Consider the following 26011-nt stretch of genomic DNA (forward strand, 5'->3'; position numbering starts at 1 on the left):
TTATTTAATATTCAATAAACGTTATTTATTATTCAAAGGCAGCAGGCCTCACGGTCGCTCCTGCGCGCGCAGCCAACGTTCGGGAATATCGTTGTTGCTGGCCTGCTGGTAATCCTTGTAGGAGCAAGCGATGAATTGCTGGTCGGGCAGCTGCATCCACCAGCGGCCGGTGCGCTTGCTTTGCAGAAATACGGTATCCACCTCCGCGAACAACGTGTGAAATTCGTTGAACGAATCGCGGTCGCTGAGCGGCACTTCGCGATTGCCGCGGCTGCAGCCATCCACGAAATACCAAAGCATGTGCGCGATCTGCTGGGCCGTGAGCCCGTCGCGGTCCTTCTCGGGCTGGAAGTTGTAGATCCCGAGGCTTTGCAGCTCGGGGCTCATACCGGCATATTGCATCAGGGTACAGGCTTCCTCGCCGTTGAGCCCGTTGGGCGACAGCGTGGTGGCTGGGGCGAAGGCGCTGGCGAAAGCCGAAATGTCGAAGGTCAGGATCTGGCAGTTGCGGATCACGGGCTCCATCTCTTCAAGGTGTTCCTTCACGGTGCCCACGCGGAAACAGTCAAAGCGCAGCTTGTCCATGGTTTCGAGCATGCGCGGATGCACATAGTAGCTCTGGAAAGCCAGGTGGTTATAATGCTTCAGGAAGTTGGGTTCCGCCGTCAGCAGCTCCATAAGGAAGTTGTCGCTCCGCAGCGGCGAGTCAATGTGAATGTCCACCACGGCATCGATCCCAACGGCTTCCACCGTCTTTTTCTCATCGGCAAATGCATAATACTGCGCCAGCGTCAGGTCGTGGGCGCCGCCGAGTACGACCACGCGCTTGCCAATAGCCATCAGCTCGCGCAGCACGATCTTCAGCGCGGCCTGCGTATCGGCAGGGCTATTACCCGCTTTTACGTTGCCGATGTCGGCCAGCCCCACATCGGTGTGCCAGTAATACAGGTTATAAAAGGCGGCGCGCACCGCATCGGGCGCAGCGCTGAGCCCGCGCCGGCCGGCGCCCCGTTGCTCACCGCACCCCACCAGCACCACCTGGGCGGCATCAAGGTCGGGAAACTGCTCTTCAAAAACGGAGATCACCTTGCCCACCTGTCCTTCGCGATACCCCTGGTCATCGGAAAGTATCGAGGTATTGACCGGTTCAAGAAAGTCCACAAGGTTCAGGTAGTCCGACATCGCTTCAATTTGCGGCAAACTTAAGGAATGCGGCTTTAGCTTTACCGCTCAAACACTCGTATGGCCCGGCCATTCCTGCTCCTGTCGCTGCTGTTCACCCTCCCGGCTTTTGCACAGGAAAACCGGCGCATCCGTGTTGCCGACAGCAATAGCGGCAAAAGCATTCCTTTCGCAACGGTTGCGGAAAAAGGAGCCCGTACGATTGCCGCCGACAGCGCCGGTTGGGTGAATACAGTCGTTACCGGCAGCACGCCGCTGACATTGAGTGCAACCGGCTACCAGCCTAAGACCGTGCGCCCCGATACATTGACAAATGGCGCCACCATTTTCCTGTTGCGCAATGCGAACGAGGAAGAGGAAATAGTGGTACGATCCTTCCGTACCGAAAGCCGCATTGAAAACCTGCCGACGCGGATCGAGGTGCTGGGCAGCGAGGAAGTGACCGAGGAAGTGGGCATTAAACCGGGCAACATCGCCTCCCTGGTCGGCGACATCGCGGGGATCCAGATCCAGCAGGCATCGGCGGTGTCGGGCAACGTAGAAATGCGGATCCAGGGGCTCCCCGGCAAATACACGCAGCTGCTACGCGACGGGATGCCGCTCTTCGGCGCCTTCGCCGGCAACTTCTCGGTACTGCAGTTGCCCCCGCTCGACCTGAAGCAAATCGAGATCGTGAAGGGCTCCTCCTCCACCCTCTATGGCGGCGGCGCCATTTCGGGCATGGTGAACGTGCTGTCGAAGCGGCCGACGGAGGGTGCCCTGCAAAAGACACTGCTGCTCAACCAAAGCTCGCTGGGCGAGTCGAACGCCCACCTGTACCTGTCGCAGCGCCACGGCAGGACCGGCTTTACTTTTTTCGCCGGCGGCAACCGGCAGGTTCCGCGCGACGTTGACGGAGACGGCTATACAGACCTGGCAAAAAGTGAAGGCCTCAACGTTCACCCGGCACTTTACCTCTACCCGACGACTCGTCACAGCGTCTCCATCGGTTACACCGGCAACTTCGAAGACCGCCGCGGCGGCGACCTCCAGGTGATCAAGGGAACGCCGGATGCGCAACACGCTTTTTTCATCCGCAACCGCCTCGCCCGCCATACCGGCGACCTGCAATGGGAATACCGCATCAGCGACAGCCGCCGCCTGGCGCTGAAGGCCATCGGCAGCCTGTTCGACCGGTCCGTTGATGCCAACAGCTTTGGGGGCGTGACACTGAAGGCGCAACAGCTTTCCTACTATTCGGAATTTTCCTACCTGGTGAAAGCGGCCAAACATGACCTGGTGGCCGGCCTCAATCTTACCGGCCAGTCTTTCCATTCCGGCCAGCTGCACCTCCCGGCCGAAAACTCCAACACGGTGGGCGTGTTTGTGCAGGACGACTGGCGCCTGCACCCGAAATGGACCCTCGAAGGCGGGCTACGCACCGACTTCAACAGCCGCTACGGGGCATTTGTGCTGCCGCGGCTCTCGCTGATGTACCGTATTTCTACGGACTGGATGGCCCGCCTTGGCGGCGGACTCGGCTACCGGCTGCCCACCGTTTTCGAAAGCGATGTAGACGAGCGCGACTACTTTGCACTGACCAACAATGCCATCGAGGCCGAACGCTCCATCGGCGGCAACATGGACGTCAACTTCCACCGCAGCTTCGGCGAGGCCGACCTGACGGTGAACCAATCGGTCTTTATCACCTCGGTGCGCAACGTGGCGGAGCTGCAGGCAAACAGGGGTACGCCGCAGCTCTGGACGATGGCTGCCTCGCAGCCGCTGCTCACCCGCGGCACCGAAACCTATGTGCAGCTGCGCATCGACGAATTGGAGGCCTACCTGGGTTATACGTATACGGATGCCCAGCGGCGCTTTTACCCGGCGCAGCCGCAACAGCCCCTCATCGCCCGCAACAAGTTCGCCGCCGTGCTGGCCTATGAATTTTCGGACCATTTCCGCGCGGGGATCGAAGCGGCACAGATCGGGCGGCAGTACCGCGAGGATGGGAGCCGCACACCCGCCTACCTGCTGGCGGCGGCCATGCTGCGGTACGACTGGCGGCAGCTCTCCTTTGTACTCAATTGCGAAAACCTGTTCGACTACCGCCAGAGCCGGAAAGAATTCCTGCTGGCCGGCGGCGACCCCCAAAATCCGCGCTTCCGCGAGCTCTGGGCGCCCATCGACGGCCGGGTTGCCAACTTGTCGGTGCGTTTGAAATGGTGACGGGGCTCCTTTCTCCCTACGCCTTGGGATGGGTCGGCAATGGGCCGTATCTTCGCGGCCATGGAAGCCATCCTGCAACAGATCAACGATTACAGGCAAGAGATTGAAAGCACCGAGCTGGACAACACGCAGCAGTTGGAAGCCTACCGGATCCGCTTTCTGGGCACCAAGGGCCTCGTAAAGAGCCTTATGGGCGAGATGCGCAACGTTCCCAACGAGCGCAAAAAGGAATTCGGGCAGGTGCTCAACGACTTCAAGGTATTTGCGGAAGGCCGCTTCGAAAGCGCCCGCGAGCGGCTGGAAAGCAATGGCGCGGCCGAAATTACCGGCCAGGACCCTACCCTGCCCGGCGACGCCCTGCAGGCTGGTTCGCGTCACCCACTGAGCCTCGTGCGCCAGCGCATCATCGCCATCTTCCAGCGCCTTGGCTTTTCGGTGGCCGATGGTCCCGAGATCGAGGACGACTGGCACAACTTCACCGCGCTGAACCTGCACGAGAACCACCCCGCGCGCGACATGCAGGATACCTTCTACATCCACCAGAATCCCGACTGGCTCCTGCGAACGCATACGTCGAACGTTCAGATCCGCGAGATGCAAAAGGGACAACTGCCTGTCCGCATCATCTGCCCGGGACGTGTATACCGCAACGAAACGATCTCGGCGCGCGCGCACTGCTTTTTCCACCAGGTGGAAGGGCTGTACATCGACGAGCACGTATCCTTCGCCGACCTGAAGCAAACGCTCTATTTCTTCGTAAAAGAAATGTTCGGATCCGACATCAAGGTTCGCTTCCGCCCCTCCTACTTCCCTTTCACTGAACCCTCGGCTGAAATGGATGTAACCTGCACGATCTGCGGCGGCTCGGGTTGCAACCTGTGCAAGCACACCGGTTGGGTGGAGATCATGGGCTGCGGCATGGTGCACCCGAAGGTGCTGGAAAACTGCGGCATCGATTCCAACAAATACACCGGCTACGCCTTCGGCATGGGCGTGGAGCGTATCACCCAGATCCGCTATAACGTGAACGACCTGCGCCTGTATTCGCAAAACGACGTGCGGTTTCTCCGACAATTTACCGGGGCCGTGTAAAGACTCCGTTTACTACTGATAAAAGATGCGTCCGCCAGTTGGCGGACGCATCTTTTTATTTGAGCACGTTCACTGTGGTGTCGGCAACATTCGGCGGCAGGTTGGCGACAAAGCGCCCATTCCAGGAAAACCGCACATCAGCGCCTGCCGCTTTTTCGAAGCGCACTGTATCCAAATCGGCCGCCTTGAACCGGATGTAATAAGTCTGGTCGAACGCATACGGCCCCAGGTCATTGACGCCGTCCGGAACAGTTTGGGTGATGTACCCGAAGTGCACCCCGTACTTGCCGGCGGTGTCGGGATCCTGGGCATAGTGAGACGGATAGTTGGCGGCGGCGTTGGAGGCGTCGGCAACTACCGTCACCGAGTCGGGGTGAAACGGCTGCCCGCTGCGCCCGATGAGCACGGCGCCCGTGGCGCTGTCGCGGAAATAAAGCAGGACCCCGCGGGTGATGAAATGGTCACCAACGACGGGCTTGTCGCAGGAAGCGAGTATCGTCAGGAAAAGGGCACCAATGCCAAGGAGTTTTTTCATACGGGGTTAGTTTTTTGCTCCTATGACCACAAAAAAAGGCCGGGCGTTGCCCGGCCTTTGAATTATTTTCTACCGTACTTATACAATATTCCAGACTTCGTTGCCGCGGAGCAGCTTGTCGAGGTCAGCGCCTTTACGGGCCTTGGCGTCTTCGATTTGCAGGGCCATCATGTCTTCGTATACGGGGCGCTCCACCGAGTAAAACACGCCGAAGGGACGCGGCAGGTGGTGGTCGGCTTTCGGGTCGTCGAACATTCGAGTCAGGAGCTGCGCTTTCAGCAGGTCGCCTTCATCGTGGATCCAGAGGTCGTCGGCGCTGTAGCCTTCGCCCAGCGTTACCACTTCGGGGCGCAGGCCGTTAAGACGGATGCCCTTGTTTTGCGTGGCGCCGAAGACGAGCGGCTTTCCGTTTTCGAGAAACAGCGCTTCTTCCGGCTTGCTGCCCTTCTCAGTAAAGATTTCGAAGGCGCCGTCGTTGAAGATGTTACAGTTCTGGTAGATCTCCAGGAAGGAGGTGCCGTGGTGCCCGTGGGCACGGAGGAGCATCGCCTGCAGGTGCTTCGGATCGCGGTCCATGGAACGGGCCACGAAGGTGGCATCGCCGCCCAGCACCACCGCCAGCGGATTGAAAGGGTGGTCGATCGAGCCCATGGGGGTCGACTTGGTCACCTTGTTCTCTTCGGAGGTCGGCGAATACTGGCCCTTGGTAAGGCCGTAGATCTGGTTGTTGAACAGCAGCACGTTCACGTCGAAGTTTCGGCGCATGAGGTGCATCGTGTGGTTGAGGCCGATGGAAAGCCCGTCGCCGTCGCCGGTAACGATCCACACGCTCAGCTCCGGGCGCGCAGCCTTCAGCCCGGAGGCGATGGCGGTGGCGCGGCCGTGGATCGAGTGCATCCCGTAGGTGTTCATGTAATAGGGAAAGCGCGAAGAGCAGCCGATGCCCGACACGATCACAATGTCCTCTTTGGGCACACCGATCGTGGGCATTACTTTCTGCACCTGGGCCAGGATGGAGTAGTCGCCGCAGCCCGGGCACCAGCGGACTTCCTGGTCCGTGGCGAAATCTTTAGGGGAAAGTTGCGGTCTTTCTACGGTAGTCGTTTCCATTGCTATGAGCTCGGACAACAGCGGTTGTCCTTTTTACTTATTCAGAAATCAGTTCTTCCCAATACTCAGCGGCGCGGCGCGTATGCGGGATCACAATCGTTCCACCGACGATGTTCGCCACGGCGAACACTTCATACAGTTCCTCGGTAGTCACGCCGTTCTCGTGGCACTTGCCCACGTGGTACTTGATGCAGTCGTCGCAGCGGAGCACCATGGAGGCTACGAGGCCGAGGAGCTCTTTGGTCTTCACATCCAGGGCGCCCTTTTCGTAGGTGTTGGTATCGAGGTTCCAGAGGCGCTTCATCACGAGGTTGTTCTTGGAAAGAATCACCTCGTTCATTTTCGCCCGGTAGTCGTTGAATTCTTCAGCCAGTTTACCCATTTTACTCTGATTCTTAGGTGGCGCAAAGGTAGCCAAATACCGGCAGTCCATTTTGTTAACGATGGTTAACCACAGAATTCTATAAATTGGGCTGGAATACCCCGTTATGAAGAAAACGATCCTTGCCGGCGCCGTGGTAGCCGGTGTGCTGGCCCTTTCCTTTACCATCCACGGCGAGGAGCCCAAGTACAAGAACCTCAAGATCCTGCCCAAGAACATCACCCACGAGCAGATGGACAGCGTCATGCACCATTTTTCCGCCGCCCTCGGCCAGCGCTGCAACTTCTGCCACGTGCGCAACGACTCCACCCGGGTGTGGGATTTTGCCTCCGATGCCAACAAGCACAAGCTCGTGGCCCGCGAGATGATGACGATGACCAACAAGATCAACAACAAGTATTTCGAAGAAGCGGGCGATCCGAAAAAGCTGGATACAAAGCTGATGGTTACCTGTTTTACCTGCCACGGCGGCAAGGTGGAGCCGGCCACCGTACCGCCGCCGCGCCCGCCCCGCCCGGAGCAGGCACGCCCCCAAAGCGGAGTGGACAGCGTAAAGGCGAAGCAGTAAGCTGCGCGGGAAAGAATACAAAGTAGAAAAAGGTTCGGAACCGCAAAGAGAATAAGAAAAGAAGTTGGTACGCTAAGCAAACTTCAATCGAACGGCCCCCCTTTGGCGGGGCCGTTAACGTATTCCTTCGCGAAACGCTTATTCACTTCTTTTCTTAGCGGTTCCGAACCTTCTTTCTCTTCATCGCCTTAACCATCTGGCTAAAGATTTCTTTTTGGCCCCGCCTTACCTTAGTCACCCTATGGAAGGAACATTCGACTTCGGCATGATCGGCATCGGCGTGATGGGCTCCAACCTGCTGCTCAACATCGCCGACCAGGGCTATTCGGTGATCGGCTTCGACCTGAAAGAAGAACGGGCCCGCGCGCTGGAAGAGGCCGCCCGCCCCGGCAGCACGGTGAAGGGCGTGACCGATATCGCCGCTTTTGCCGCCGCCCTCAAAAGTCCCCGCAAGATCATGATGCTCGTGCCGGCCGGCAAGCCTGTCGACGCAGTTATTGCCAACCTGTTGCCCCACCTCCGGGAGGGCGACATCCTCATCGACGGCGGCAACTCGTATTACAAAGACACCCAGGCGCGCATCCGACAGCTGCAGCCGCAGGGGATCCACTTTTTCGGCATGGGCGTTTCGGGCGGCGAGCTCGGCGCACGCCTCGGTCCCAGCATGATGCCCGGCGGCGACGAGGAAGCCTACCGCTACCTCCGTCCCATCCTCGAATCGGTGGCTGCCCGCGCCGGCGACCAGCCCTGCGTGGCCTATATGGGCCGCGACGCTGCCGGCCACTACGTGAAAATGGTGCACAACGGCATCGAGTACGCCCTCATGCAGCTGATCAGCGAGGCCTACGACCTCCTGCACCGCGGCGCCGGCTACGATAACCAACGCCTCTCCGATCTTTTCAACCGCTGGAACGAAGGCGCCCTCCGCTCCTACCTGGTGGGGATCACCGGCGAGATCTTCCGCGTGGTGGATGAGAACGACCCCAACCATTTGCAGCTGGTAGACAAGATCCTCGACCAGGCGGGTTCCAAGGGCACCGGTAAATGGACCTCTCAGGACGCGATGGATATTCCCGTTTCCGTTCCCACGATCGACACGGCCGTGGCCCTCCGCGACCTGTCGGTGTACAAAGAACAACGCGCCGCGGCGGCCCGGCTTTACCCGCGCACCGGTACTAAACTGACCGTAAACGAGCAGGAGCTGGAAGACGCGCTTGGCTTTGCTTTCGTGATCGCCTATGCACAGGGATTAAGCCTGCTCCGTGAAGCTTCGAAGGCCTACGGGCTGCACATCCCGATGCGCGCGGTGGTACAGGTGTGGAAGGCGGGCTGCATCATCCGCTCGGGCCTGCTGCCCCTCTTTGAGCAGGTGTTCGCCGAAAACGCGGACGCGGCGAGCATCCTGCTGCACCCCGCGATCGCCGAATGGCTGGGACCCCGCGAAAAGGGTCTCCGCAGCACGATCGCCCAGGCCGTCGGCGCGGGCATCCCCTTAGCGGGCCTGAGCAGCGCCCTCGCCTACTTCGATGCCTGGCGCAGCGAGCGCCTTCCTACTAACCTTATCCAGGCGCAGCGCGACTACTTCGGCGCCCACACCTACCGCCGCACCGACCGGGAAGGGGTCTTCCACACGGAATGGCATAAAGACGAATAAAACAGCCGGGGTTTGTAGCTTGGGTTTTGTCGTAATCAAACCAGGAAGTTGCCCAACTACAAACTACCAACCACAAACCACAAACTTCTTCCCCATGGCACCCACGCTCATCTACATCTTCGGTGGAACCGGCGACCTTGCGCATCGAAAGCTGATCCCGGCGCTGTTCAATCTCTACATCGACGGCTACCTGCCGGGCCCATTTACGATTGTGGGCGTAGGACGCTCCAAGATCGAGGAAAGCACCTACCGGGCACAGATGCGCAAAAGCATCAAGGAATTCGCCCGCCGATCGGAGCTGACCACCAAGTATTGGTCGAAATTTTCGAAGAATATCACTTTCCAGACCCATGACCTCAACAGCGACAAATCGTATAAGGAAATGGCTGCGGGTTGGAAGGCGTTCCAGGAGGAACACGGCAAAGAGTCGCAGATCATCTTTTACCTTTCGGTAGCCCCGCAGCTGGCGCCGGTCATCGCCAAGCGCCTCCATGGCCACCGGCTCTGCCACGACCCTAAGCGCAGCCGGATGGTGTTTGAAAAACCCTTCGGACACGACCTGGCCAGCGCCCAGGAGCTCAACGTGATGCTGGGAAAGCTATTCCGCGAAGAGCAGATCTACCGGATCGACCACTTCCTGGGCAAGGAAACCGTGCAGAACATCCTTGCCCTCCGCTTCGCCAATGCCCTTTTCGAGCCCATCTGGAACGCCAACTACATCGACCACGTGCAGATCACGGCGGCCGAAACGGTAAGCATCGAAAGCCGCGGCTCCTATTACGAAAGCTCCGGCGCCCTGCGCGACATGGTGCAAAACCACGTGCTGCAGATGCTGTGTATGGTGGCCATGGAAGCGCCCATTTCCTTCGAGGCGGACGAGATCCGCAACAAGAAACTCGATGTGCTGCAGGCCTTGCGCCACATGCGGCCCGAAGACGTGCACCGTTACGCCGTGCGCGGCCAGTACGGACCCGGGTGGAGCAAGGGCAAAAAGGCCGCCGGCTACCGCCAGGAAAAAGCCGTCGACCCGCAGTCGAACGTGGAAACCTTCGCAGCAGTGAAATTCTATGTGGACAACTGGCGTTGGAAGGACGTGCCTTTTTACGTGCGCACCGGAAAGACGCTGGCGGCCAAGGAAACGCTCATTACCGTTCAGTTCAGGCCGGCGCCGGACTATGCTTTTCCCGATGAGGCGGCCCACACCTGGCGGCCCAATCGCCTCGTGATCGGCATCGCGCCGAAAATGGACATCCGCCTGCGCTTCCAGGCCAAGCAACCCGGGCCCAGCATGACGCTCCGGCCCGTGGATATGGTGTTCAGCTACGCCTCCCGCGACGAGGAAGACTGCCAGCCTGAAGCTTACGAAACCCTGCTGCAGGACGTCATCGAGGGCAACCCGACCCTGTTTATGCGCGCCGACCAGGTGGAGGCAGCCTGGAAAGCGATCCAGCCCATCATGGAGGTTTGGGGCCATAAGCCACCGGTGGACTTCCCCAACTATACCCCCGGCTCCTGGGGCCCGGAAGACGCGGAAGCGCTCATTGCACGGGATGGATTTAACTGGGCCACGCTGCCGGAAGTGTGAGGAGTGGCCGGTTACCAGTTACTAGTTGCCGAAGGACTGATGCCTGGCAACGGCGAACCGGAAACCCAAAACTGGAAACCGGAAACCGGCACCCCCCGTCTCCCGGCACGTTTTTAGAAACAATACTTTAAACTTCAGACTATGTTATGGCAAGGCAGGCGTGAGAGCGGCAATGTAGAAGACCGGCGCGGTATCGGCGGCGGATCGATTGCTGCAGGCGGCGGTATCCTGGGCGTGATCGCCCTCGTACTCAACTTTTTACTCGGGGGTGGCGGTGGCGGCACCGGCCAGCAAATGCCCGTCCCGGGCGGACAGCAGCCCGCCACGCAGGAGCAGCGCGCGGCGCAGGACCAATTGTCGCGCTTTGTAAAGGTGGTGCTGGCCGACACCGAAGACACCTGGGGAGACATTTTCCGCCGAGCCGGCGAAACCTACCCGGCCCCTACGCTTGTGCTGTTCAGCGGCTCCACCCAGAGTGGCTGCGGCTACGCCAGCGCGCAAACGGGCCCCTTCTACTGCCCGGCCGACCAGAAACTGTACGTGGATCTTTCTTTTTACGATGAGCTCCGCAGCCGCTTCGGCGGCGGGGGCGACTTTGCCATGGCCTATGTGGTAGCGCACGAGGTGGGGCACCACATCCAGACCCTGATGGGCACTTCCGAAAAGATGGCCCGCGCCCGGCGCCAGCTCAGCGAGGCCGAGTACAACCAGTATTCGGTACGCATGGAGCTGCAGGCTGACTTTTATGCCGGTGTGTTTGCGCACTACCAGAAGGGCAAAGGCTACCTGGAAGAAGGCGACATCGAGGAAGCGCTGCGCGCCGCCAACGCCATCGGCGACGACCGCCTGCAGAAGGAGGCCCAGGGCTATGCCGTACCGGAAAGCTTCACCCACGGCACTTCCGAGCAGCGCATGCGCTGGTTCAAGAAAGGCTTCGAAACCGGCGACATCAAACAGGGAGACACGTTCGGTACCCAGGATCTCTGATGCCGGATGCCAGGGGTCGGACGGGAATTGGGAAGTCGCTCACAAATAAATCAGAAATCAGGGATCAGAGATCAGACATTTTTCTTACTTTTGCGGTCCTTTCACAAAGCCCACGGGTGTGGTGACCTGTAGGCAGCGATCGAAAATCCGTCTGGTTCTCCCCAGGCTCATTTAAAAAAAAGGTAAAGAAACTGATATGAAACGTACATTTCAACCCCATAACCGCCGTCGTAAGACCGTTCACGGCTTCCGCAAGCGCATGCAATCCGCTAATGGCCGTAAGGTTCTGGCCAGCCGCCGCGCCAAAGGTCGCCACAAGCTGACCGTCAGCGACGAGCGCAAACTCAAGTAATCCACGCGTAACGCGTCGAACGTATACACAAATAGCCCCTCACGGGGCTATTTTGCATTACATCTTCGAATATTTCCAAAATGAAACGCTTCGGACTTCCTGCCACCGAAAAGCTCAAAAGCCGCAAGGCCATCGACGCCCTCTTCCGCGGTGGGCAGCGCTTTTCGGTGTTCCCGGTGCTCGTATGGCATCGCTGGACGGCAGGGGCTGCAGAGCCCGGGTTGCAGGCCGGGTTTACCTGCAGCAAGAAGCACTTCAAGCGGGCCCACGACCGCAACCGCGTCAAGCGGCTGCTCCGCGAAGCCTACCGCCTCCAGAAGCCCGAGCTGCTGGAAGCGGTGCACGGCCGTGAGCTCCACGGTGAGCTGTTTTTCGTGTTCGTGGACAAGACCCTTCCTACCTTTGCTGTCATCCACGCGGCTGTAGGCAAAAGTCTGCGGCACCTCCAAAAGAAAAGCCATGAAGTTGCTCACTAGGATCCTCGCCCTGCCCTTCATCGCGCTCATCCGCATCTACCAGAAAGTGATCTCGCCCTGGCTGGGCCCCTCCTGCCGCTACACGCCCACCTGCTCCCAATACGGCCTCGAGGCCTTCCGCAAGCACGGCGTCTTCAAGGGTTTCTGGCTAACGCTGAAGCGCGTCGGTAGCTGCCATCCCTGGGGCGGATCGGGCTACGACCCGGTGCCCTAGCACCCTGTCCCCCGAGGAGGGCACCTAGTTCGGCTTCATATGGGTCGCAACATTTCTATTTTCAATTCACACAAAAACCCGGATCGCATTGCGATCCGGGCTTTTTATTCCTCGCTTTCGGTGAGGTCAGGAGGGGCTGTAGAAGAATTGCTCCCGCACGATCTTTCCGTCTTGCCAATGTTGCACGGCCACCTGCGTGTAGTTGCGTACACCCCAATCTTTGTGCGTATAATCGTACTTCCAGGTCACCATGGTGACGTTGTCACCCACGGCCACATCCCGTACCGATGCACCACGGAACTCCGTGATGGCTCCGAAGAATTCGATCTCACGGGTGCGGTTGGCGTCCTTGCCTACGGTGGGCGCGGTTTCGTTCTCCTGCATCACTACTTCATCATCGTAATAGAGCTCGAAGCCTTCCATGGCCTTGCCTTCGAGGATCAGTGCGTTCAGATGCTCAATCTTTTGTTTCAGCGTTTCCATTTTCTTGTTTTTTCAAATGCAAAAATGGCTGCAGAAAGTGTCTGCAGCCATTAACATAGGACAGGAAATAACGTTGATCCAGATCAATCAATACGGTGCGCAACCAGTCCCCTCACGTGGCATCCGACATCCGGCAACTACCAATTCTCCATCTGGTCTTTATTGTAGTTATACCGGTTCACGATGTCGCCCTTGTACCAGTTGGGACTGTAGCGAACAAAGAAGGAGAGCCAGACGGTACGCGAGATGCGCATCAATGGCGGCTGCAAGATGCCCAACAGCACTGCGTTGACGCCGATCCACCAGAAGAAGCGGCTGTCGTGTAGCGACATCCCGATGATGGCCCACCACAGCACGAACGTAACAACACTGAACAGTACAGCGATGGCGTAGGAGATCATGATGGTGCCGTAGTAAAATCCCGGCTCCATGTCGAGCGGCTGCCCACAGACGGGGCACTTGTCGTTCATCGTCATCAGGCCCTTGATGCGGAAGGCACCTTTGTATTTGAAAAGGTCGCCGCGGCGGCAGCGGGTGCATTTGTTGTTGAGTAGGCTCGGTATCAGCGGCGGTTTTTGATCTTGTCTATAGGCACACATATCGATTCGGTTTTTCAGTGTTGTAGTTTGCGAAACTGCTCGGGCGTCTGGCCCTCGTATTTCTTAAAAAATCGGTTGAAGTAAGACGGGTCTTCAAAGTGCAGGCGATCGGCTACTTCCGCCACGGTGCTGCCCGCGCCGATGAGCAGGCGCTTGGCCTCGAGCAGGACGCGGTCGCGGATCAGCTCACCGGCTGTCTTGCCCAGCAGGTCGCGGCACAGGGCGTTGAGGTGGTTGGGCGTTACATAAAGGAGGTCGGCGTATTGCTTTGGCAACCGGAGTGTAATGAAATGCTCCTCGATCAGTCGGCGAAAGTTGCGCAGCAGGAGGCTCTTCTGGGCCGGCACCACGGTATTGTCGGCTACCGTACAACTACGGTCCACGAGGATGAAATATTCCAGCAGCCAGAGGCGCACCAGGTCGAAGGAAGAGGCTTCGGCAGCCGCTGCTTCCCGCAGGATGCGTTCCAACAGGGCAACGGCCCCTCTTAACTGATCCGCGGAGAGTTTGCACACACATTGCTCAGGGTAGCCGCTGAAAAAGGGGAAGCGCTCCAGGTAGCGGTCATTTTGCAGGAAGCTCTGGAAAAAGCTTTCGTTGAAATGCACGATGTAGCCTTCCACCGTTCCTTCAAACTGCCAGCCATGCACCTGTCCGGGTGCCATGAAATAGGCCCCGCCGACTTCCACCGGGAACCGCTGAAAGTCGATGGTATGGGTTCCGCTTCCTTCGGTGAACAACACGAGGTGGTAAAACGAATGCCGGTGTGGATGGTGCAGGTGCCAGTAGTGCTGGGGCAGGTAGTCCGACAGGCGGGCCGCCAGCAGGCCATGCCGTGCCGCATCGTCGATGCTGCGGATGTCGTAAACCGGTATGGCGGCCTTGCTCATGGCGCAAAGGTACCGCGATAAGTACCGCCGGGTATGGACCCGGAACGGGCAAATCTGGCACTTTTTACCGATGGCGCCTATTTCATGCGTTGCTTCCGGATGCGGCTCAGCGATTCGGGGGTGATGCCGAGATAGGAAGCGATCTGCCGTTGCGGCACCCGCTGCTCGAGCTGCGGATAGCGTTCGCGAAACTGCCGGTACCGCTCCTCGGCAGTGTCGCTCATGGCCGACACCACGCGTTCCTGCAGGGTGATGAAAGCACGCTGGAGCAGGATTCGGAAAAAGCGTTCGAACTTCGGCACCCGCTCAAACAGCAGGTCCCAGGAAGCCTTGTCCATACACAGCACCTCGCTGTCTTCGAGCGCATCGATGGCGAGCCGTGCCGGGCTTTGGGTGATAAACGAATTCATGTCGCCGATCCACCAGTCCTCCACGGCAAACTGCAACACGTGCTCCGCCCCTTTCGCATCGATCGTATACGCCCGCAGGCAGCCGCTGTCGACAAAATATTCATAGCGGCAAACGTCACCTTCCTGCAGCAGAAACTGGCGCTTGCGCACGGTGCGGCGGTGCAGCAAGGAGCAGAAAAAAGCTTCCTCTTCCGGGTTGAGGTCGATGCGCCGGCGGACGTTGTCGAGCATGCGTTCGTACATCCCGTAAAAGTAGCGTCTAATGGTCTAATGGTCTATTCGTCTATTGGTAAATGCGCATTCGCTGATTCGTGTTAGGGCCATTTTGTTCAACCAGCATCTTTCCCAAACGAAAGAGAGTCTGCTTGTGCAGACTCTCTTACCAATAAACTAATAATCTGATAGACTAATCAACTGATTACTTACCGTACAGCTCACTCACTTTGTTCCAGTTCACTACGTTCCAGAAAGCGGCCAGGTATTCGGGGCGGCGGTTCTGGTACTTGAGGTAGTAGGCGTGCTCCCAAACGTCGCAGCCCAGCAGCGGCGTGCCTTTCACTTCGGCCACGTCCATCAGCGGGTTGTCCTGGTTCGGGGTGGAGGTCACCTCCAGCGAGCCGTCTTCTTTCTTGATCAGCCAGGCCCAGCCGGAGCCGAAGCGCGTGGCGCCGGCGGTGTTGAATTTTTCTTTGAATGCGTCGAAAGAACCGAAGGCCTTGGTGATGGCTTCGGCCAGGGCGCCCGTCGGTTGTCCACCGGCTTTAGGGCCGATTACGGTCCAGAAGAACGAGTGGTTCCAGTGGCCGCCACCATTGTTGCGCACAGCGGGAGAGATCGACCCGGCGCTGCGCACCAGCTCTTCGAGGCTCTTGTTTTCGTGCTCGCCGCCGGCAACAGCCTTGTTCAGGTTATCTACATAAGCCTGGTGGTGCTTGCCGTGGTGGATCTGCATGGTCTGGGTATCGATATGCGGCTCCAGTGCATCGTGTGCATAGGGAAGTGCAGGAAGGGTAAATGCCATAACAATTGGGTTTTGTGACACAAATGTACGGCAGTACCAAAAGTTCTGGAGCCCGAAGTGGCGTCAACGTACAGCGCCGGGCCCGCAAACTAACGCTGAGTGTAGCCGAAGTGTCCGTTTGCGTAAGCCAGCAATGTAAGCGCTAGCGGCGGCGGGCGAAAAATTCCTTCATCAGGGCCCGGCAGTCGTCGGCCAGCACGCCGTATTCCACAACGGTTTTCGGATGAAAGGGTGAGTTGTCGCCGGTGACGCGGCGGTGGCCGTTCTTCTCATCGGTAGTACCGAACACCACGCGGCCGATTTTGCTCCAGTAAAGGGCGCCGGCGCACATGAGGCAGGGCTCAACGGTCACGTACAACGCTGCTTCGGGGAGGTATTTGCTGCCGAGGTAGGAAAACGCCGAGGTCAATGCAATCACTTCTGCATGCGCCGTGCAATCGTTGAGCCGCTCCACCTGGTTGTACCCGCGCGCAATGATCTTTCCCCCCAATACCACCACGGCGCCCACGGGCACCTCCTCGTCGTCGAAGGCCCGCTGCGCCTGGGCCAGTGCCTGCCGCATGAAAAACTCGTCGTCCATGATGCGAAAATAGGCCGCAAGCGGCTATAGAGAAAGAACGCGGGTACCGCAAGCGGCACACGCAGATCAATTAAGATTGTTTATGATTTTGCTCACGCGCGCAAACGGGTACCTGCGTCCATCCTAAAAAATCATAAAAATCTGCGGCCTTTCTCAACCACCGGCGGTGAGGTCAATGCTTCACATATGCCTTCTTGTTATTCAGCAGCATCCACCGCGCCGTCTCGTAAAATCCTTCCGTCACCGGCGCCATATGGCGGCGCAGAGAGTCGCTCTGACGGGCGCTGAGGGGAGCGTAGCCCGGCAGCGTCGTCAGCTCGTCGCGTTGCAGGTGCAGGTTGCGGGTGTAATAGAAGGAATCGGTCACCATGCCGATCTGGAAGCCGTCGTGGTAGATGATGAACGCATAGTCGCGGCTCTTCGGTCCGCGGAGATCGCGGCCGAGTGTCGTGTTGGTGTAGGGAATGCCGGCGATGCCCGCAGCCGTGGGCAGCACGTCGATCTGCGACACTACCTCGTGGCGGCGCTCGGCCTTCAGCAGCTTCGGGGCATAAAAAAGCAGCGGCACGTGCTCGTCGGTGAGGCGCAGGCGGTCCCAGTCGGCGCCGTACACCGCGGCCGCATTGCCCGACACACCGTGATCACCCACGAATACGAACACCGTATTATCGAAATAAGGCTGCTTGCGCGCGGCTTCCATGAAGGTTTTAATGCAATGGTCGGAGTAGCGGAAGGCGTTGAACTCGGCCTCGGATTCAAACCCGTATTTCTTCAGGGTATCGAGCGGTACCGAGAGCGACTGAAAGCCGGTCTCGCCCTGCGGAATGGTGAAGGGACGGTGGTTGTCGGCAGTCTGGATGATGGCGAAGAACGGCTTCTGCTGCGCGCCCAGTACGCGGTCAGCTTCCAGGAACAGGTCCTTATCGGAGATGCCCCATACATTCACCGGCGCCTTTTTAAACTGGCCTTCGGTGATCATCCGAACCCCGCCGATATTCTGCACGAGGCCCTGGAAGTTGTTGAACGAGGCGTCGCCGCCGAGGAAGTAAAACTTCTCGTAGCCGGCAAAGTCGTTGACGATGGTATGCTGGTCGAGCGCTTCGGGGTTGCGGGTGGAGAACTTCGACAGCTGCACGTCGGGCGTGCCGGTGAGCGTGGCGAAAAGGCCGCGGGCGGTGGAAAAGTGCGGCGAAAAGCAGCGGTCGAAGAAAAGTCCCTCCTGTGCCATCCCGGCTACATAGGGCGTGGTGTTGAGCGGGTTGCCGCTGAGGCTGCTTTTATACATGCTGAACGATTCACAGACCACCAGCACCACGTTGGGGCGGCTGCCGGCATGGCCGGCCTGCGGACGCTGGTAGTAAAAACCGTCGTTTTGCAGGCCCATCCAGTCTTTCAGCACAGGAAAGGCGGCGCGTGCCGCGCCTTCGTTGGATTGCGGCTTGCGGAAGCGCAGGGTGGTAAAGAAATTCTGCAGCGGGTTCAGCGCCAGGAAGGCGCGGAAGGAATCATGCAGGCCAAAGGCGGCCTTCCATTGCAACGGCGTGGCCGAGGGGCTCCCATACCCGAAGAAGCCGAGCACCAGCAGTCCGGCACCGATCCACTTGCGGCGGTAGGGAATGCCGCGGCCTTCGGTACGCGACACCACGTAGAAGTGGGTGCGCCAGAAGATCCAGCGCAGGAACAGCACGGCCACCACCAGGCCACCCACCATCCACACGATGGGATAGGATTGCCAGAGCATGCGGGCCGAAATGCTGGCGTCTTCCGCGAAGTTGAGCGCCGACGCGCCCAGGCGGTTCTGGTTATAGGCAAAGCAGCCGAAGTCAGCCGCGAAGAAAAAGACGATGAAAAAGGTCATGGCTGCCAGGTACCAGGTCCAGAGCTTCTTGTTCCGCTCGGCATAAAAAGGCGACAGGCGGGGCCAGAGGCTCAGCAGCACGATGGGCGCCAGCACGAGGGCGATCCAGCGAAGGTCGAAACGCAAACCCAGGAAAAAGGAAGGCAGCAGGTCGTGCACCGAAACGGCCGCCGGCTTGAACAGGGCCAGCATGAGCATCCGCATCCCCGTAAAAAGCACGAGGTAGATGAACAACAGGTTGATGACCCAAAGGAGGGTTTTAGGCAAACGGGTTCTTGCGAGCATGGTTTCGAGCAGACTTGGCGCAAAGTTGCCCCTTTTGTCCGGTCCGCCCCGCAGAAATACGGTAAAACGGCGCATTTCCGCGCCCGCTGCGGCAGAGCTACCGGGAGGCGCTGTGGCCTTGTCTTTGCTCAAAAACCGGTAGCTTTACCGCTGCTACTATAACTGAGCCGTAGATGGAAATATTCATATTGCTGGGACTGATTTTGTTGAATGGATTATTCGTGATGTCGGAGATCGCGCTGGTTTCCGCCCGGAAGCCCCGCCTGGAGTCGGCCGCTGAAAAAGGCGACGCCCGCGCCCGTTCGGCTCTCGACCTTTCCATGAACCCGGAAATTTTTCTCTCCGCCGCCCAGATCGGCATCACGGTCATCGCGATCCTTACCGGTGTGTACTCCGGCGAGCGCTTCGGCGCTTATCTCCAACCCTGGCTCGAACGCTTCGACACCCTGCGCCCCTACGCCAAAGGGCTGTCCACCACGATGGTGGTGATCGTCGTCACCTTCCTGTCGATCGTGTTCGGCGAGCTGATCCCCAAACGCATCGGCCTGCAGCGCGCCGAGACCATCGCCAAGCTGATGGCCAAGCCAATGCGCATTTTTGCCAAGATCACCCACCCCTTCGTGTGGCTCCTCAATAAAACCTCCAACGGCTTCTTCAAGCTTTTTAAGATCCGCACCGTGTCCGACGACACCGTTACGGAGGAAGAGATCAAGGCCATCATCAGCGAAGGCACCGAGGCCGGCACCATCGAGGAAGAAGAACGCGAGATGATCGAGCGCATCTTCCACCTTGGCGACCGCAACATCACCTCGCTGATGACCCACCGCAGCGATATGGCCTGGTTTGACCTCACCGACCCCGAACTGCAGGTGCGCGAGCGGATCATCGCAGAACCCCACTCTATCTACCCGGTGTGCGAAGGCGATATCGACAACATGAAAGGCATCGTCTCGATCAAGGACCTCTACGTAGCCAACGACCTTTCCAACTTGGAAAACCTGCGCACGCTGATGAAGCCGGCGCTGTTCGTGCCCAACAACAACTCGGCCTACCAGGTGATGGAAAAGCTGCGCGCCACCAAAAACTACGCGGCCTTCATCGTGGACGAATACGGCTCCGTGCTGGGCATGATCACCCTCAGCGACATCATGGAAGCCATCATCGGCGACATGCCGGAGATGGGCGATGAAGAAGACTACGCGATCATCGGCCGCGAGGACGGCAGCTTCCTGGTGGATGCACAGATCAACTTCTACGACTTCCTCTCCTACTTCGACAAGACCGACTACCTCGACGACGAATTCCAGTTCGACACCCTGGCGGGCTGCATCCTCCACGAGCTGGAGCGCATTCCCCACACCGGCGACACCCTCTACTGGCGCGACTTCCACATCGAGATCATCGACATGGACGGCCACCGGATCGACAAGGTGCTGGTGAAGACCGACGAAGAGCCTGGCCCCCTGTCCCCCGAAGGGGGCACATAGGTTGGAACCTGTCTTCCTTGTGGATTCATCACGTTGTTCGACAATTTTTCAATTGTCAACGCTCAATATTCTGAAATTTAAAAGCCCCGCCAATGGCGGGGCTTTTGTATCAGGCAACTTTGGGAACATTTCCGGTAAGAAAAGAGGAACCGATCTGAGTGCCCCCTCCGGGGGACAGGGGGCCGTTAAAAACTGAAGCTCACCCCTTTATTGGGATAATCCAGCTTCGTGCTCTGGCGTTTCCCATTCACCGTTACATGTACCAGGTTGATCTGCTTTTCAGAAAAGTCGTAGAGCAGCGCGTTCTGCACGTCCACTTTGTGCGGCGCGGTCGTGATGGCCGGCACTTCGAAATAGCAATAGAGCGCTTCCTTTTCCTTTTCAAATCCGAGGTAGTGCAGCGCCTGCGCCTTGCCGTCGACGGAGAGCGACAGGTTTCTCTGCATATAGGCGGCCACCAGTTTGTCGTTACGCGCATGTTGCGGCTCCGCCGACAGGTCGAGGCCGGGGGTAGCGCGCTGCAGCACGTCTTCGAGGTCTTCGGCGAACAGCTTGCAGCTCACTTCGAGCTGCTTTTCGCGTGGGTTGTGGGTGATCTCGGTAACGCTCACATACATCGGGTGAAAAAAGGCGGCGAGAACCGGAACGAGCCATTTAAACGACAGGAGCGCCATTGACGGATTTTTTTTGCTTCCCGCAAAACTCTGGATTATTTTGCTGCGTCCCTTTGAAAAAACGTTAAAAGGCGTCTGCACTACATGAGCGATTTCGGGTTTTATTTCCGCCTCGGGTGGGAACACATCATGAGCATCGATGCCCTCGACCACCTCCTCTTCGTATGGGTGCTGGCGGCCATCTACCTGCTCCGCGACTGGCGCCAGGTGCTGGTGCTCGTCACCGCCTTCACCATCGGCCATTCCATCACCCTTGCGCTGAGCACCCTCAACGTCGTGGAAGTGCCCTCGTCCTGGACCGAATTTCTTATTCCCTGCACCATCGTCTTTACCGCCGCAAGCAACCTGTTCCGGCGCCACTTCGAGCCGCGCTACCTGCGCATCAACTACGTGCTGGCGCTTTTCTTCGGGTTGATCCACGGCCTCGGCTTCGCCAACACACTGCGCTTTATGCTGGTGAAGGGGCAGAGCCTCGGCTGGGGCCTCTTCGGCTTCAACGTTGGCCTCGAGGCCGGCCAGGTAGTAGTGGTAAGTGTGGTGCTGCTCCTTAGCTGGCTGCTGGTGCAGCGGCTGCGCGTACCGCGGCGCGAATGGGTGCTGTTTGTATCGGCGGCGGTTTTTAGTTTAGCTTTGAAAATGGCGCTTGAGCGTCTCCCTTAAACACTTATACAACACATGAACGACATGAAAAAGCTTCTCATCGCCTGCGGCGTCCAGCTCCTGGCCGGTGGCTTTGTCTGGGCCCAGAACCCGGTGAACAACCCGGGCTCCAACCACGGCAACAAGTTCGAGCAGCTCGGCACCACGATGCCGACGCCCAACGAATACCGCACGGCCTCCGGCGCTCCCGGGCCGAAGTATTGGCAACAGCGCACCGACTACGACATCCGCGCCACCCTCGACGAGCCGAACCTCACCCTCCGCGGCTCCGAAACGGTTACCTACTACAACAACTCCCCCGACGTACTGTCGTTCCTGTGGCTGCAGCTCGACGAAAACGAGCACAGCTCCACGAAGAATGCCGGCTACCAGGCCAATTCGGCCATGCCCCGCAACGCCTCCGTGGGCCAGCTCGAAAACATCGAGCGCCAGCGCGGCGAAAACGGCCTCGGCGTGAACATCCTCAAGCTCACCGACGCCGCCGGCAATACACTCCACTACACCATCAACAAAACGATGATGCGGGTGGAACTGCCCGTGCCGCTGAAGCCGGGCCAGAAGTTCGTGTTCAACTGCGACTGGAACTACAAGATCCCCGACCGCCTGACGCTCGGCGGCCGCGGTGGCTATGAATACTTTCCCGAAGACGGCAACCACCTCTTTACCATCACCCAGTGGTATCCCCGCCTTTGCGTGTACAGCGACTTCCAGGGCTGGCAGAACCACCAGTTTACTGGCCGCGGCGAGTTCGCCGTGGGCTTCGGCAACTTCAAGGTGGCCATGACCGTGCCCGCTGACCACATCGTAGGCGCTACCGGCCTCTGCCAGAACCTGCAGCAGGTGCTGACGCCCGCGCAGTTTGCCCGCTGGAACAAGGCCCAGACCTCCTCCGAACCCGTGGAGATCGTGACCCTCGCCGAAGCGAAGGCCGCTGAAAAAGGAAAGAGCACGAAGACCGAAACCTGGATCTTCAAAGCCGACAACGTGCGCGACTTTGCCTGGGGCTCTTCCCGCAAGTTCGTATGGGACGCGATGGCCGCCGACGTGGAAGGCAAGAAGGTGCTGTGCATGAGCCTCTACGGCAAGGAAGCCTACAGCCTGTACCGCAAGTACTCGTCGAAGGCCGTGGCCCACACCATCAAGACCTACTCGAAGTTCACCATCCCTTACCCCTACCCCGTTGCCCAATCGGTGGAAGCCGCCAACGGTATGGAGTACCCGATGATCTGCTTCAACTACGGCCGCACCGAGAAGGACGGATCCTATTCCGAGAACACCAAGAACGGTATGCTCGGCGTGGTGATCCATGAAGTGGGCCACAACTTCTTCCCGATGATCATCAACTCCGACGAGCGCCAGTGGACCTGGATGGACGAAGGCCTCAACACCTTCGTGGAGTACCTGACGGAAGAACTCTGGGACAACAAGTTCCCCTCGCGCCGCGGACCGGCCTTTACGATCACCGATTACATGAAGCTCCCGAAAGACCAGCTGGAGCCGATCATGACCAACTCGGAGAACATCCACCCCGCCGGCTTCGGCCCCAACGCGTACTCCAAGCCCGCCACCGGCCTCAACATGCTGCGCGAGACCATCATGGGCCGCGAGCTGTTCGACTACGCCTTTAAAGAGTACGCCCGCCGCTGGGCCTTCAAGCACCCGACGCCCGCCGACTTCTTCCGCACCATGGAAGACGCCTCGGCCGAAGACCTCGACTGGTTCTGGCGCGGCTGGTTTTACAGCACCGACGTGACCGACATCTCGCTCGACAGTGTCAAATACGCCAAGGCCGATGCCGTAATGAACAGCGCGCGCATGCGCGACACCACCGTGATGGTGCCCCTGCCCAAGCCGCAGCTCAATGCTTTCGAAGACGTGTCGAAGATCCGCAACCGCGAAGACAAGCACATCCGCTTCGCCACCGATGCCGACACCTCGCTGCGCGACTTCTACTGGCGCTACGACCGCGGCCTGGAGCCCGTGGATACCGCCCGCTACGCTTCGGCCGTTCCCGCCTCGCAGGAGCCGCTCGACGATGCCACGAAAGCCAAGTACGCCGGCAAACACTTCTACGAGCTGTCCTTCTCCAACAAGGGCGGCCTGGTGATGCCCATCATCGTGGAGTGGACCTACGAAGACGGCACGAAGGAAGTGGAGCGCATCCCCGCCCAGGTATGGCGCCACAACGAGAACAAGGTGACGAAGTTCTTCATGAAAGACAAGCGCGTGACCGGCATTAAGCTCGACCCGATGCGCGAGACCGCCGACATCGACGAGTCGAACAACTCCTGGGGCAACCCCGATGCGCAGCCGAGCCGCTTCCAGCTGTTCAAAGCGAAGCAGGGTGCCGCCCGCGGACAAAGCACCGGCGTGAACCCGATGCAGAAGTCAGCCGAGAAGAAAGGCTTCTGATTTTTCCCGATAACGCATGCAAAGCCGCCCCTGCCGGGGCGGCTTTTTTTTGCGGGCAGGCGGCGCCCCTTTACCAAACAAACCCGGATGCTTAACTTTCCGGTCAAACCCGACTGCATTTTATGAGATTCCTTTTCTTCTTTCTTGCAACCGCGCTCCTTTCCTCCTGTGGTCCTTCCGAAGAACCGCTGTCGCCCGCCGAAGCGGCGGCCTTTGCCCGCAGCGTCGACTCCAGCATCCGCGACGATCGCTTCAGCCGCCTGGATGAAGTGATCGACAAAGACCTGCTGGCCCAGGAAACCGCCCGTGCCGCCGGCAAAAAGCTGGACGCCGACCTGCGCCGCGGCGTCATTGAAGGACTGAGCAAGCACGGCTTCAGCCAGCAGGTGTCGGCAGAAGTGGCCAAAGGCGGCACCTACCGCCTCGTGCGCACCTACGAAAAAGAAGGCAGCCAGCACATGATCTTCCGGCTCTACGGCGATGACGGCGTCAACTACCACGACTTCTCGCTGACGAAGCTCCGGGGCCAGATCCGCGCCCGCGACGTATACATCCTCCTCTCCGGCGAGATGCTGAGCCAGACGCTCGCCGGCTTGCTTAAAACACTTTCGGAAAAAAGCAGCGACGCCGAACGCCAGGCCACCCAGATGCAGCGCGCCTCGCAGCAGCTGAGCCTGCAGAACTACAGCGCCGCCCGCGCGGTGCTCGACTCGCTGCCCGCTTCCATCCGGGCCAGCCGCACCGTGCAGATCATGTCCATCGTGGTAAGCAGCCACCTCGATTCGGCGATCTATACCCAGACGCTGGCGGACTTCGAACGCCGGTACGGCAACGATCCTTCCGCGCAGTTCGCCCTCTTCGACCACTACTTCGCCCGCAAGGATTTCGCGCGCAGCCACCGCATCGTCGACAACATGGACAAGCTGGTGCAGGACCCGCTGCTGGACTTCTTCCGCGCACTACTGTACGAGCAGGAAGAGAAGAACACCGAAGCCGTGGCCGCGCTGGAGCGGCTGAACAAAGCGATGCCCGACTTCGAATCGGGCGCCCTCGAGCTGCTGAACCTGTACGTGATGATGGACAACGTGGAGCAGGGCAACCGCCTCATTGCGTCGTACAAGGCACAAAAGGATTTTCACCCCGAATACCTGCGCTACATCCGCCTCAAGTACCACGAGCAGGGGCTTCATTTCAACTGGTAAACCGGCGCCCGATGAACGATACCACCTTCGAGCCCGGCAGCGCGCTCGGCGCCGAGGAAGCCGCCGCCCTCACCCGCCTCTGGAACGGCGCCTTAGCGGGCGGGGGCAGCAATCGCTGGGACAACGACCTCCGCGCCGTATCGGCCCTCGGCCTCGGCATGCAGGAACTGCTCCAATACCTCTACCAACGACGCCCCGGCCTACGGGAATTTCTGCTTTGGGCGGAGCAACAACGTAGTTCTACGGAAGCGCCATCCGTGGAGGAAGACACGCTCGGCCCCGCCGACCTGGCACACTGGCACGAGCACGGCTACGTGCTGATCCGCGAGGCAGTAACCGCGTCCGAGCACCGCGCCGCGGCCCGCGCCATCTGGGAATTTTTGAACGCGTCGCCGGAAGATCCCGCCAGCTGGTACCGGCCGCACGAGGCCAAGTCGGGCATGATGCTGACGCTCACGCAGCACCCCGCGCTGCGCACTGTGCGCGCCTCCGCCCGCATCCGCCGCGCCTATGAGCAGTTGTACGACAGCACGGCGATCTACCCGGTAGTAGACAAGGTGAGCTTCAACCCGCCCGAGTGCGCGCACTACTCCTTTATGGGTAGCCGCCTGCACTGGGACACGAGCCTGGCCCTGCCCATCCCCGGCCGCCTGCAGGGCCTTCTTTACCTCACCGACACGGGCGCCACCGATGGCGCCTTTCACTGCGTGCCCGGCTTTCACCGCCGCATCGGCGACTGGCTCGCCACCCTGCCGGCCGGCACCGACCCGCGGGAGGCCGCGCCGGGGCTGCTGGCGTCCACCCCCATCGAAGGAGCCGCCGGCGACTTCGTCATCTGGCACAGCGCGCTTCCCCACTGCGCCACGCCCAATCGCGGGAAAACGCCACGCCTCGTGCAATACCTCACCTACCTGCCCGATGGCTTCGAAGACCACCGCCCCTGGCGCTGAGTCGGCAGGCCGCAGTCGGCCTTTGTGCGCGAAGACGCGAAGGCACGACGGCGCGACGAGGCTCCAATTATCCGTTTCATTGCGAGCGCAACGAAGTGGAGCGAAGCAATCTGTAGCCCGTCCACGCTGCAGCCAAAAGGGGCAACAGTGCCAGC

At 59.4% G+C, this 26011-nt stretch carries 26 protein-coding genes; 14 read left to right on the plus strand and 12 right to left on the minus strand.

The features are described from left to right. Window positions 1-48: 48 nt before the first annotated feature. Window positions 49-1182 (minus strand): arginase family protein, encoded by a 1134-nt coding sequence (locus tag E0486_RS03725; protein WP_131850793.1) that lies wholly within the window; start codon window positions 1180-1182, stop codon window positions 49-51. A 60-nt stretch (window positions 1183-1242) separates the two neighbouring features. Here E0486_RS03725 and E0486_RS03730 point away from each other — a divergent pair, with 60 nt between their 5' ends. Beyond that, window positions 1243-3390 (plus strand): TonB-dependent receptor, encoded by a 2148-nt coding sequence (locus E0486_RS03730; RefSeq protein WP_131850794.1) that lies wholly within the window; start codon window positions 1243-1245, stop codon window positions 3388-3390. 60 nt (window positions 3391-3450) lie between these two features. Then, window positions 3451-4482: a phenylalanine--tRNA ligase subunit alpha gene (gene pheS, locus E0486_RS03735; protein WP_131850795.1), complete on the plus strand. Its 1032-nt coding sequence runs from the start codon at window positions 3451-3453 to the stop codon at window positions 4480-4482. Window positions 4483-4537: 55 nt separating this feature from the next. Here pheS and E0486_RS03740 read toward each other — a convergent pair whose 3' ends face one another. From E0486_RS03740 to E0486_RS03750, 3 genes are all read right to left on the minus strand, one after another. Next, window positions 4538-5017 (minus strand): hypothetical protein, encoded by a 480-nt coding sequence (locus tag E0486_RS03740; protein WP_131850796.1) that lies wholly within the window; start codon window positions 5015-5017, stop codon window positions 4538-4540. Between the two features lie 78 nt (window positions 5018-5095). Then, a complete protein-coding gene (locus E0486_RS03745; protein ID WP_131850797.1) occupies window positions 5096-6127 on the minus strand; it encodes a 2-oxoacid:ferredoxin oxidoreductase subunit beta in 1032 nt (343 codons plus the stop codon). 37 nt (window positions 6128-6164) lie between these two features. Continuing rightward, entirely contained in the window at window positions 6165-6509 is a 345-nt protein-coding gene (locus E0486_RS03750) for a carboxymuconolactone decarboxylase family protein (RefSeq protein WP_131850798.1), read from the minus strand. Window positions 6510-6615: 106 nt separating this feature from the next. Between E0486_RS03750 and E0486_RS03755 the strand changes: the two genes are divergently transcribed. The 7 genes from E0486_RS03755 to yidD all read left to right on the plus strand — a co-directional run bounded on the left by E0486_RS03755 (window position 6616) and on the right by yidD (window position 12345). Further along, complete coding sequence (locus E0486_RS03755; protein WP_131850799.1) at window positions 6616-7077, plus strand: c-type cytochrome; 462 nt, start codon at window positions 6616-6618, stop codon at window positions 7075-7077. 241 nt (window positions 7078-7318) lie between these two features. Further along, window positions 7319-8731 (plus strand): NADP-dependent phosphogluconate dehydrogenase, encoded by a 1413-nt coding sequence (gene gndA / locus E0486_RS03760; protein WP_131850800.1) that lies wholly within the window; start codon window positions 7319-7321, stop codon window positions 8729-8731. 94 nt (window positions 8732-8825) lie between these two features. Continuing rightward, complete coding sequence (gene zwf, locus E0486_RS03765) at window positions 8826-10316, plus strand: glucose-6-phosphate dehydrogenase (protein WP_131850801.1); 1491 nt, start codon at window positions 8826-8828, stop codon at window positions 10314-10316. Between the two features lie 141 nt (window positions 10317-10457). Beyond that, entirely contained in the window at window positions 10458-11303 is an 846-nt protein-coding gene (gene ypfJ, locus E0486_RS03770) for a KPN_02809 family neutral zinc metallopeptidase (protein WP_131850802.1), read from the plus strand. A 196-nt stretch (window positions 11304-11499) separates the two neighbouring features. Further along, window positions 11500-11655, plus strand: a complete 156-nt coding sequence (rpmH, locus tag E0486_RS03775; RefSeq protein WP_131850803.1) for a 50S ribosomal protein L34 — start codon at window positions 11500-11502, stop codon at window positions 11653-11655. An 80-nt stretch (window positions 11656-11735) separates the two neighbouring features. After that, window positions 11736-12131: a ribonuclease P protein component gene (rnpA, locus tag E0486_RS03780; protein WP_131850804.1), complete on the plus strand. Its 396-nt coding sequence runs from the start codon at window positions 11736-11738 to the stop codon at window positions 12129-12131. Continuing rightward, window positions 12115-12345 carry a membrane protein insertion efficiency factor YidD gene (yidD, locus tag E0486_RS03785; protein ID WP_131850805.1) on the plus strand — a complete coding sequence of 77 codons (231 nt, stop codon included), beginning with the start codon at window positions 12115-12117 and terminating at the stop codon, window positions 12343-12345. The genes rnpA and yidD overlap by 17 nt, the downstream gene beginning before the upstream one ends. Before the next feature lie 126 nt (window positions 12346-12471). Here yidD and E0486_RS03790 read toward each other — a convergent pair whose 3' ends face one another. From E0486_RS03790 to E0486_RS03820, 7 genes are all read right to left on the minus strand, one after another. Next, window positions 12472-12828, minus strand: a complete 357-nt coding sequence (locus E0486_RS03790; protein ID WP_131850806.1) for a nuclear transport factor 2 family protein — start codon at window positions 12826-12828, stop codon at window positions 12472-12474. Window positions 12829-12965: 137 nt separating this feature from the next. After that, entirely contained in the window at window positions 12966-13427 is a 462-nt protein-coding gene (locus E0486_RS03795; RefSeq protein WP_131850807.1) for a DUF983 domain-containing protein, read from the minus strand. A gap of 14 nt (window positions 13428-13441) precedes the next feature. Next, window positions 13442-14317, minus strand: coding sequence for a helix-turn-helix transcriptional regulator (locus tag E0486_RS03800; RefSeq protein ID WP_131850808.1), 876 nt, complete (start codon window positions 14315-14317; stop codon window positions 13442-13444). 77 nt (window positions 14318-14394) lie between these two features. Next, window positions 14395-14970, minus strand: a complete 576-nt coding sequence (locus tag E0486_RS03805) for a Crp/Fnr family transcriptional regulator (RefSeq protein WP_131850809.1) — start codon at window positions 14968-14970, stop codon at window positions 14395-14397. 175 nt (window positions 14971-15145) lie between these two features. Then, the gene (locus tag E0486_RS03810; protein ID WP_131850810.1) at window positions 15146-15748 is read right to left on the minus strand and encodes a superoxide dismutase; all 603 of its coding nucleotides are present in this window, start codon (window positions 15746-15748) and stop codon (window positions 15146-15148) included. 142 nt (window positions 15749-15890) lie between these two features. Then, window positions 15891-16328 (minus strand): nucleoside deaminase, encoded by a 438-nt coding sequence (locus E0486_RS03815; protein WP_131850811.1) that lies wholly within the window; start codon window positions 16326-16328, stop codon window positions 15891-15893. Window positions 16329-16500: 172 nt separating this feature from the next. After that, window positions 16501-18453, minus strand: coding sequence for an LTA synthase family protein (locus E0486_RS03820; RefSeq protein WP_165917180.1), 1953 nt, complete (start codon window positions 18451-18453; stop codon window positions 16501-16503). Window positions 18454-18644: 191 nt separating this feature from the next. On the opposite strand from E0486_RS03820, the gene E0486_RS03825 reads away from it, so the two are divergent. Continuing rightward, a complete protein-coding gene (locus tag E0486_RS03825) occupies window positions 18645-19958 on the plus strand; it encodes a hemolysin family protein (RefSeq protein ID WP_131850813.1) in 1314 nt (437 codons plus the stop codon). 185 nt (window positions 19959-20143) lie between these two features. On the opposite strand, the gene E0486_RS03830 is transcribed toward E0486_RS03825, so the two are convergent. Next, a complete protein-coding gene (locus E0486_RS03830; protein ID WP_131850814.1) occupies window positions 20144-20632 on the minus strand; it encodes a DUF6702 family protein in 489 nt (162 codons plus the stop codon). Between the two features lie 84 nt (window positions 20633-20716). Here E0486_RS03830 and E0486_RS03835 point away from each other — a divergent pair, with 84 nt between their 5' ends. The 4 genes from E0486_RS03835 (at window position 20717) to E0486_RS03850 (ending at window position 25856) form a co-directional block, all read left to right on the plus strand. After that, window positions 20717-21292 carry a HupE/UreJ family protein gene (locus E0486_RS03835; RefSeq protein ID WP_131850815.1) on the plus strand — a complete coding sequence of 192 codons (576 nt, stop codon included), beginning with the start codon at window positions 20717-20719 and terminating at the stop codon, window positions 21290-21292. A 24-nt stretch (window positions 21293-21316) separates the two neighbouring features. Continuing rightward, window positions 21317-23704, plus strand: a complete 2388-nt coding sequence (locus E0486_RS03840; RefSeq protein WP_131850816.1) for a M1 family metallopeptidase — start codon at window positions 21317-21319, stop codon at window positions 23702-23704. Between the two features lie 122 nt (window positions 23705-23826). After that, the gene (locus tag E0486_RS03845; protein ID WP_131850817.1) at window positions 23827-24906 is read left to right on the plus strand and encodes a tetratricopeptide repeat protein; all 1080 of its coding nucleotides are present in this window, start codon (window positions 23827-23829) and stop codon (window positions 24904-24906) included. Between the two features lie 11 nt (window positions 24907-24917). Further along, window positions 24918-25856, plus strand: coding sequence for a phytanoyl-CoA dioxygenase family protein (locus E0486_RS03850; RefSeq protein ID WP_131850818.1), 939 nt, complete (start codon window positions 24918-24920; stop codon window positions 25854-25856). The last annotated feature ends 155 nt before the right edge of the window (window positions 25857-26011 follow it).

This window comes from Flaviaesturariibacter aridisoli, assembly GCF_004343705.1.
Taxonomy (GTDB): Bacteria; Bacteroidota; Bacteroidia; order Chitinophagales; family Chitinophagaceae; genus Flavisolibacter; species Flavisolibacter aridisoli.

What these genes read in the sequence shown, in the direction of transcription:
- E0486_RS03830 (WP_131850814.1), bottom strand. Translation starts at nt 20,632, where the DNA reads ATGGCGCTCCTGTCGTTTAAATGGCTCGTTCCGGTTCTCGCCGCCTTT.
- E0486_RS03845 (WP_131850817.1), top strand. Translation starts at nt 23,827, where the DNA reads ATGAGATTCCTTTTCTTCTTTCTTGCAACCGCGCTCCTTTCCTCCTGT.
- ypfJ (WP_131850802.1), top strand. Translation starts at nt 10,458, where the DNA reads ATGTTATGGCAAGGCAGGCGTGAGAGCGGCAATGTAGAAGACCGGCGC.
- E0486_RS03840 (WP_131850816.1), top strand. Translation starts at nt 21,317, where the DNA reads ATGAAAAAGCTTCTCATCGCCTGCGGCGTCCAGCTCCTGGCCGGTGGC.
- E0486_RS03825 (WP_131850813.1), top strand. Translation starts at nt 18,645, where the DNA reads ATGGAAATATTCATATTGCTGGGACTGATTTTGTTGAATGGATTATTC.
- rpmH (WP_131850803.1), top strand. Translation starts at nt 11,500, where the DNA reads ATGAAACGTACATTTCAACCCCATAACCGCCGTCGTAAGACCGTTCAC.
- E0486_RS03810 (WP_131850810.1), bottom strand. Translation starts at nt 15,748, where the DNA reads ATGGCATTTACCCTTCCTGCACTTCCCTATGCACACGATGCACTGGAG.
- E0486_RS03725 (WP_131850793.1), bottom strand. Translation starts at nt 1,182, where the DNA reads ATGTCGGACTACCTGAACCTTGTGGACTTTCTTGAACCGGTCAATACC.
- zwf (WP_131850801.1), top strand. Translation starts at nt 8,826, where the DNA reads ATGGCACCCACGCTCATCTACATCTTCGGTGGAACCGGCGACCTTGCG.
- E0486_RS03790 (WP_131850806.1), bottom strand. Translation starts at nt 12,828, where the DNA reads ATGGAAACGCTGAAACAAAAGATTGAGCATCTGAACGCACTGATCCTC.
- E0486_RS03850 (WP_131850818.1), top strand. Translation starts at nt 24,918, where the DNA reads ATGAACGATACCACCTTCGAGCCCGGCAGCGCGCTCGGCGCCGAGGAA.
- E0486_RS03835 (WP_131850815.1), top strand. Translation starts at nt 20,717, where the DNA reads ATGAGCGATTTCGGGTTTTATTTCCGCCTCGGGTGGGAACACATCATG.
- rnpA (WP_131850804.1), top strand. Translation starts at nt 11,736, where the DNA reads ATGAAACGCTTCGGACTTCCTGCCACCGAAAAGCTCAAAAGCCGCAAG.
- E0486_RS03730 (WP_131850794.1), top strand. Translation starts at nt 1,243, where the DNA reads ATGGCCCGGCCATTCCTGCTCCTGTCGCTGCTGTTCACCCTCCCGGCT.
- gndA (WP_131850800.1), top strand. Translation starts at nt 7,319, where the DNA reads ATGGAAGGAACATTCGACTTCGGCATGATCGGCATCGGCGTGATGGGC.
- E0486_RS03755 (WP_131850799.1), top strand. Translation starts at nt 6,616, where the DNA reads ATGAAGAAAACGATCCTTGCCGGCGCCGTGGTAGCCGGTGTGCTGGCC.
- E0486_RS03795 (WP_131850807.1), bottom strand. Translation starts at nt 13,427, where the DNA reads ATGTGTGCCTATAGACAAGATCAAAAACCGCCGCTGATACCGAGCCTA.
- yidD (WP_131850805.1), top strand. Translation starts at nt 12,115, where the DNA reads ATGAAGTTGCTCACTAGGATCCTCGCCCTGCCCTTCATCGCGCTCATC.
- E0486_RS03745 (WP_131850797.1), bottom strand. Translation starts at nt 6,127, where the DNA reads ATGGAAACGACTACCGTAGAAAGACCGCAACTTTCCCCTAAAGATTTC.
- E0486_RS03815 (WP_131850811.1), bottom strand. Translation starts at nt 16,328, where the DNA reads ATGGACGACGAGTTTTTCATGCGGCAGGCACTGGCCCAGGCGCAGCGG.
- E0486_RS03740 (WP_131850796.1), bottom strand. Translation starts at nt 5,017, where the DNA reads ATGAAAAAACTCCTTGGCATTGGTGCCCTTTTCCTGACGATACTCGCT.
- pheS (WP_131850795.1), top strand. Translation starts at nt 3,451, where the DNA reads ATGGAAGCCATCCTGCAACAGATCAACGATTACAGGCAAGAGATTGAA.
- E0486_RS03805 (WP_131850809.1), bottom strand. Translation starts at nt 14,970, where the DNA reads ATGTACGAACGCATGCTCGACAACGTCCGCCGGCGCATCGACCTCAAC.
- E0486_RS03800 (WP_131850808.1), bottom strand. Translation starts at nt 14,317, where the DNA reads ATGAGCAAGGCCGCCATACCGGTTTACGACATCCGCAGCATCGACGAT.
- E0486_RS03750 (WP_131850798.1), bottom strand. Translation starts at nt 6,509, where the DNA reads ATGGGTAAACTGGCTGAAGAATTCAACGACTACCGGGCGAAAATGAAC.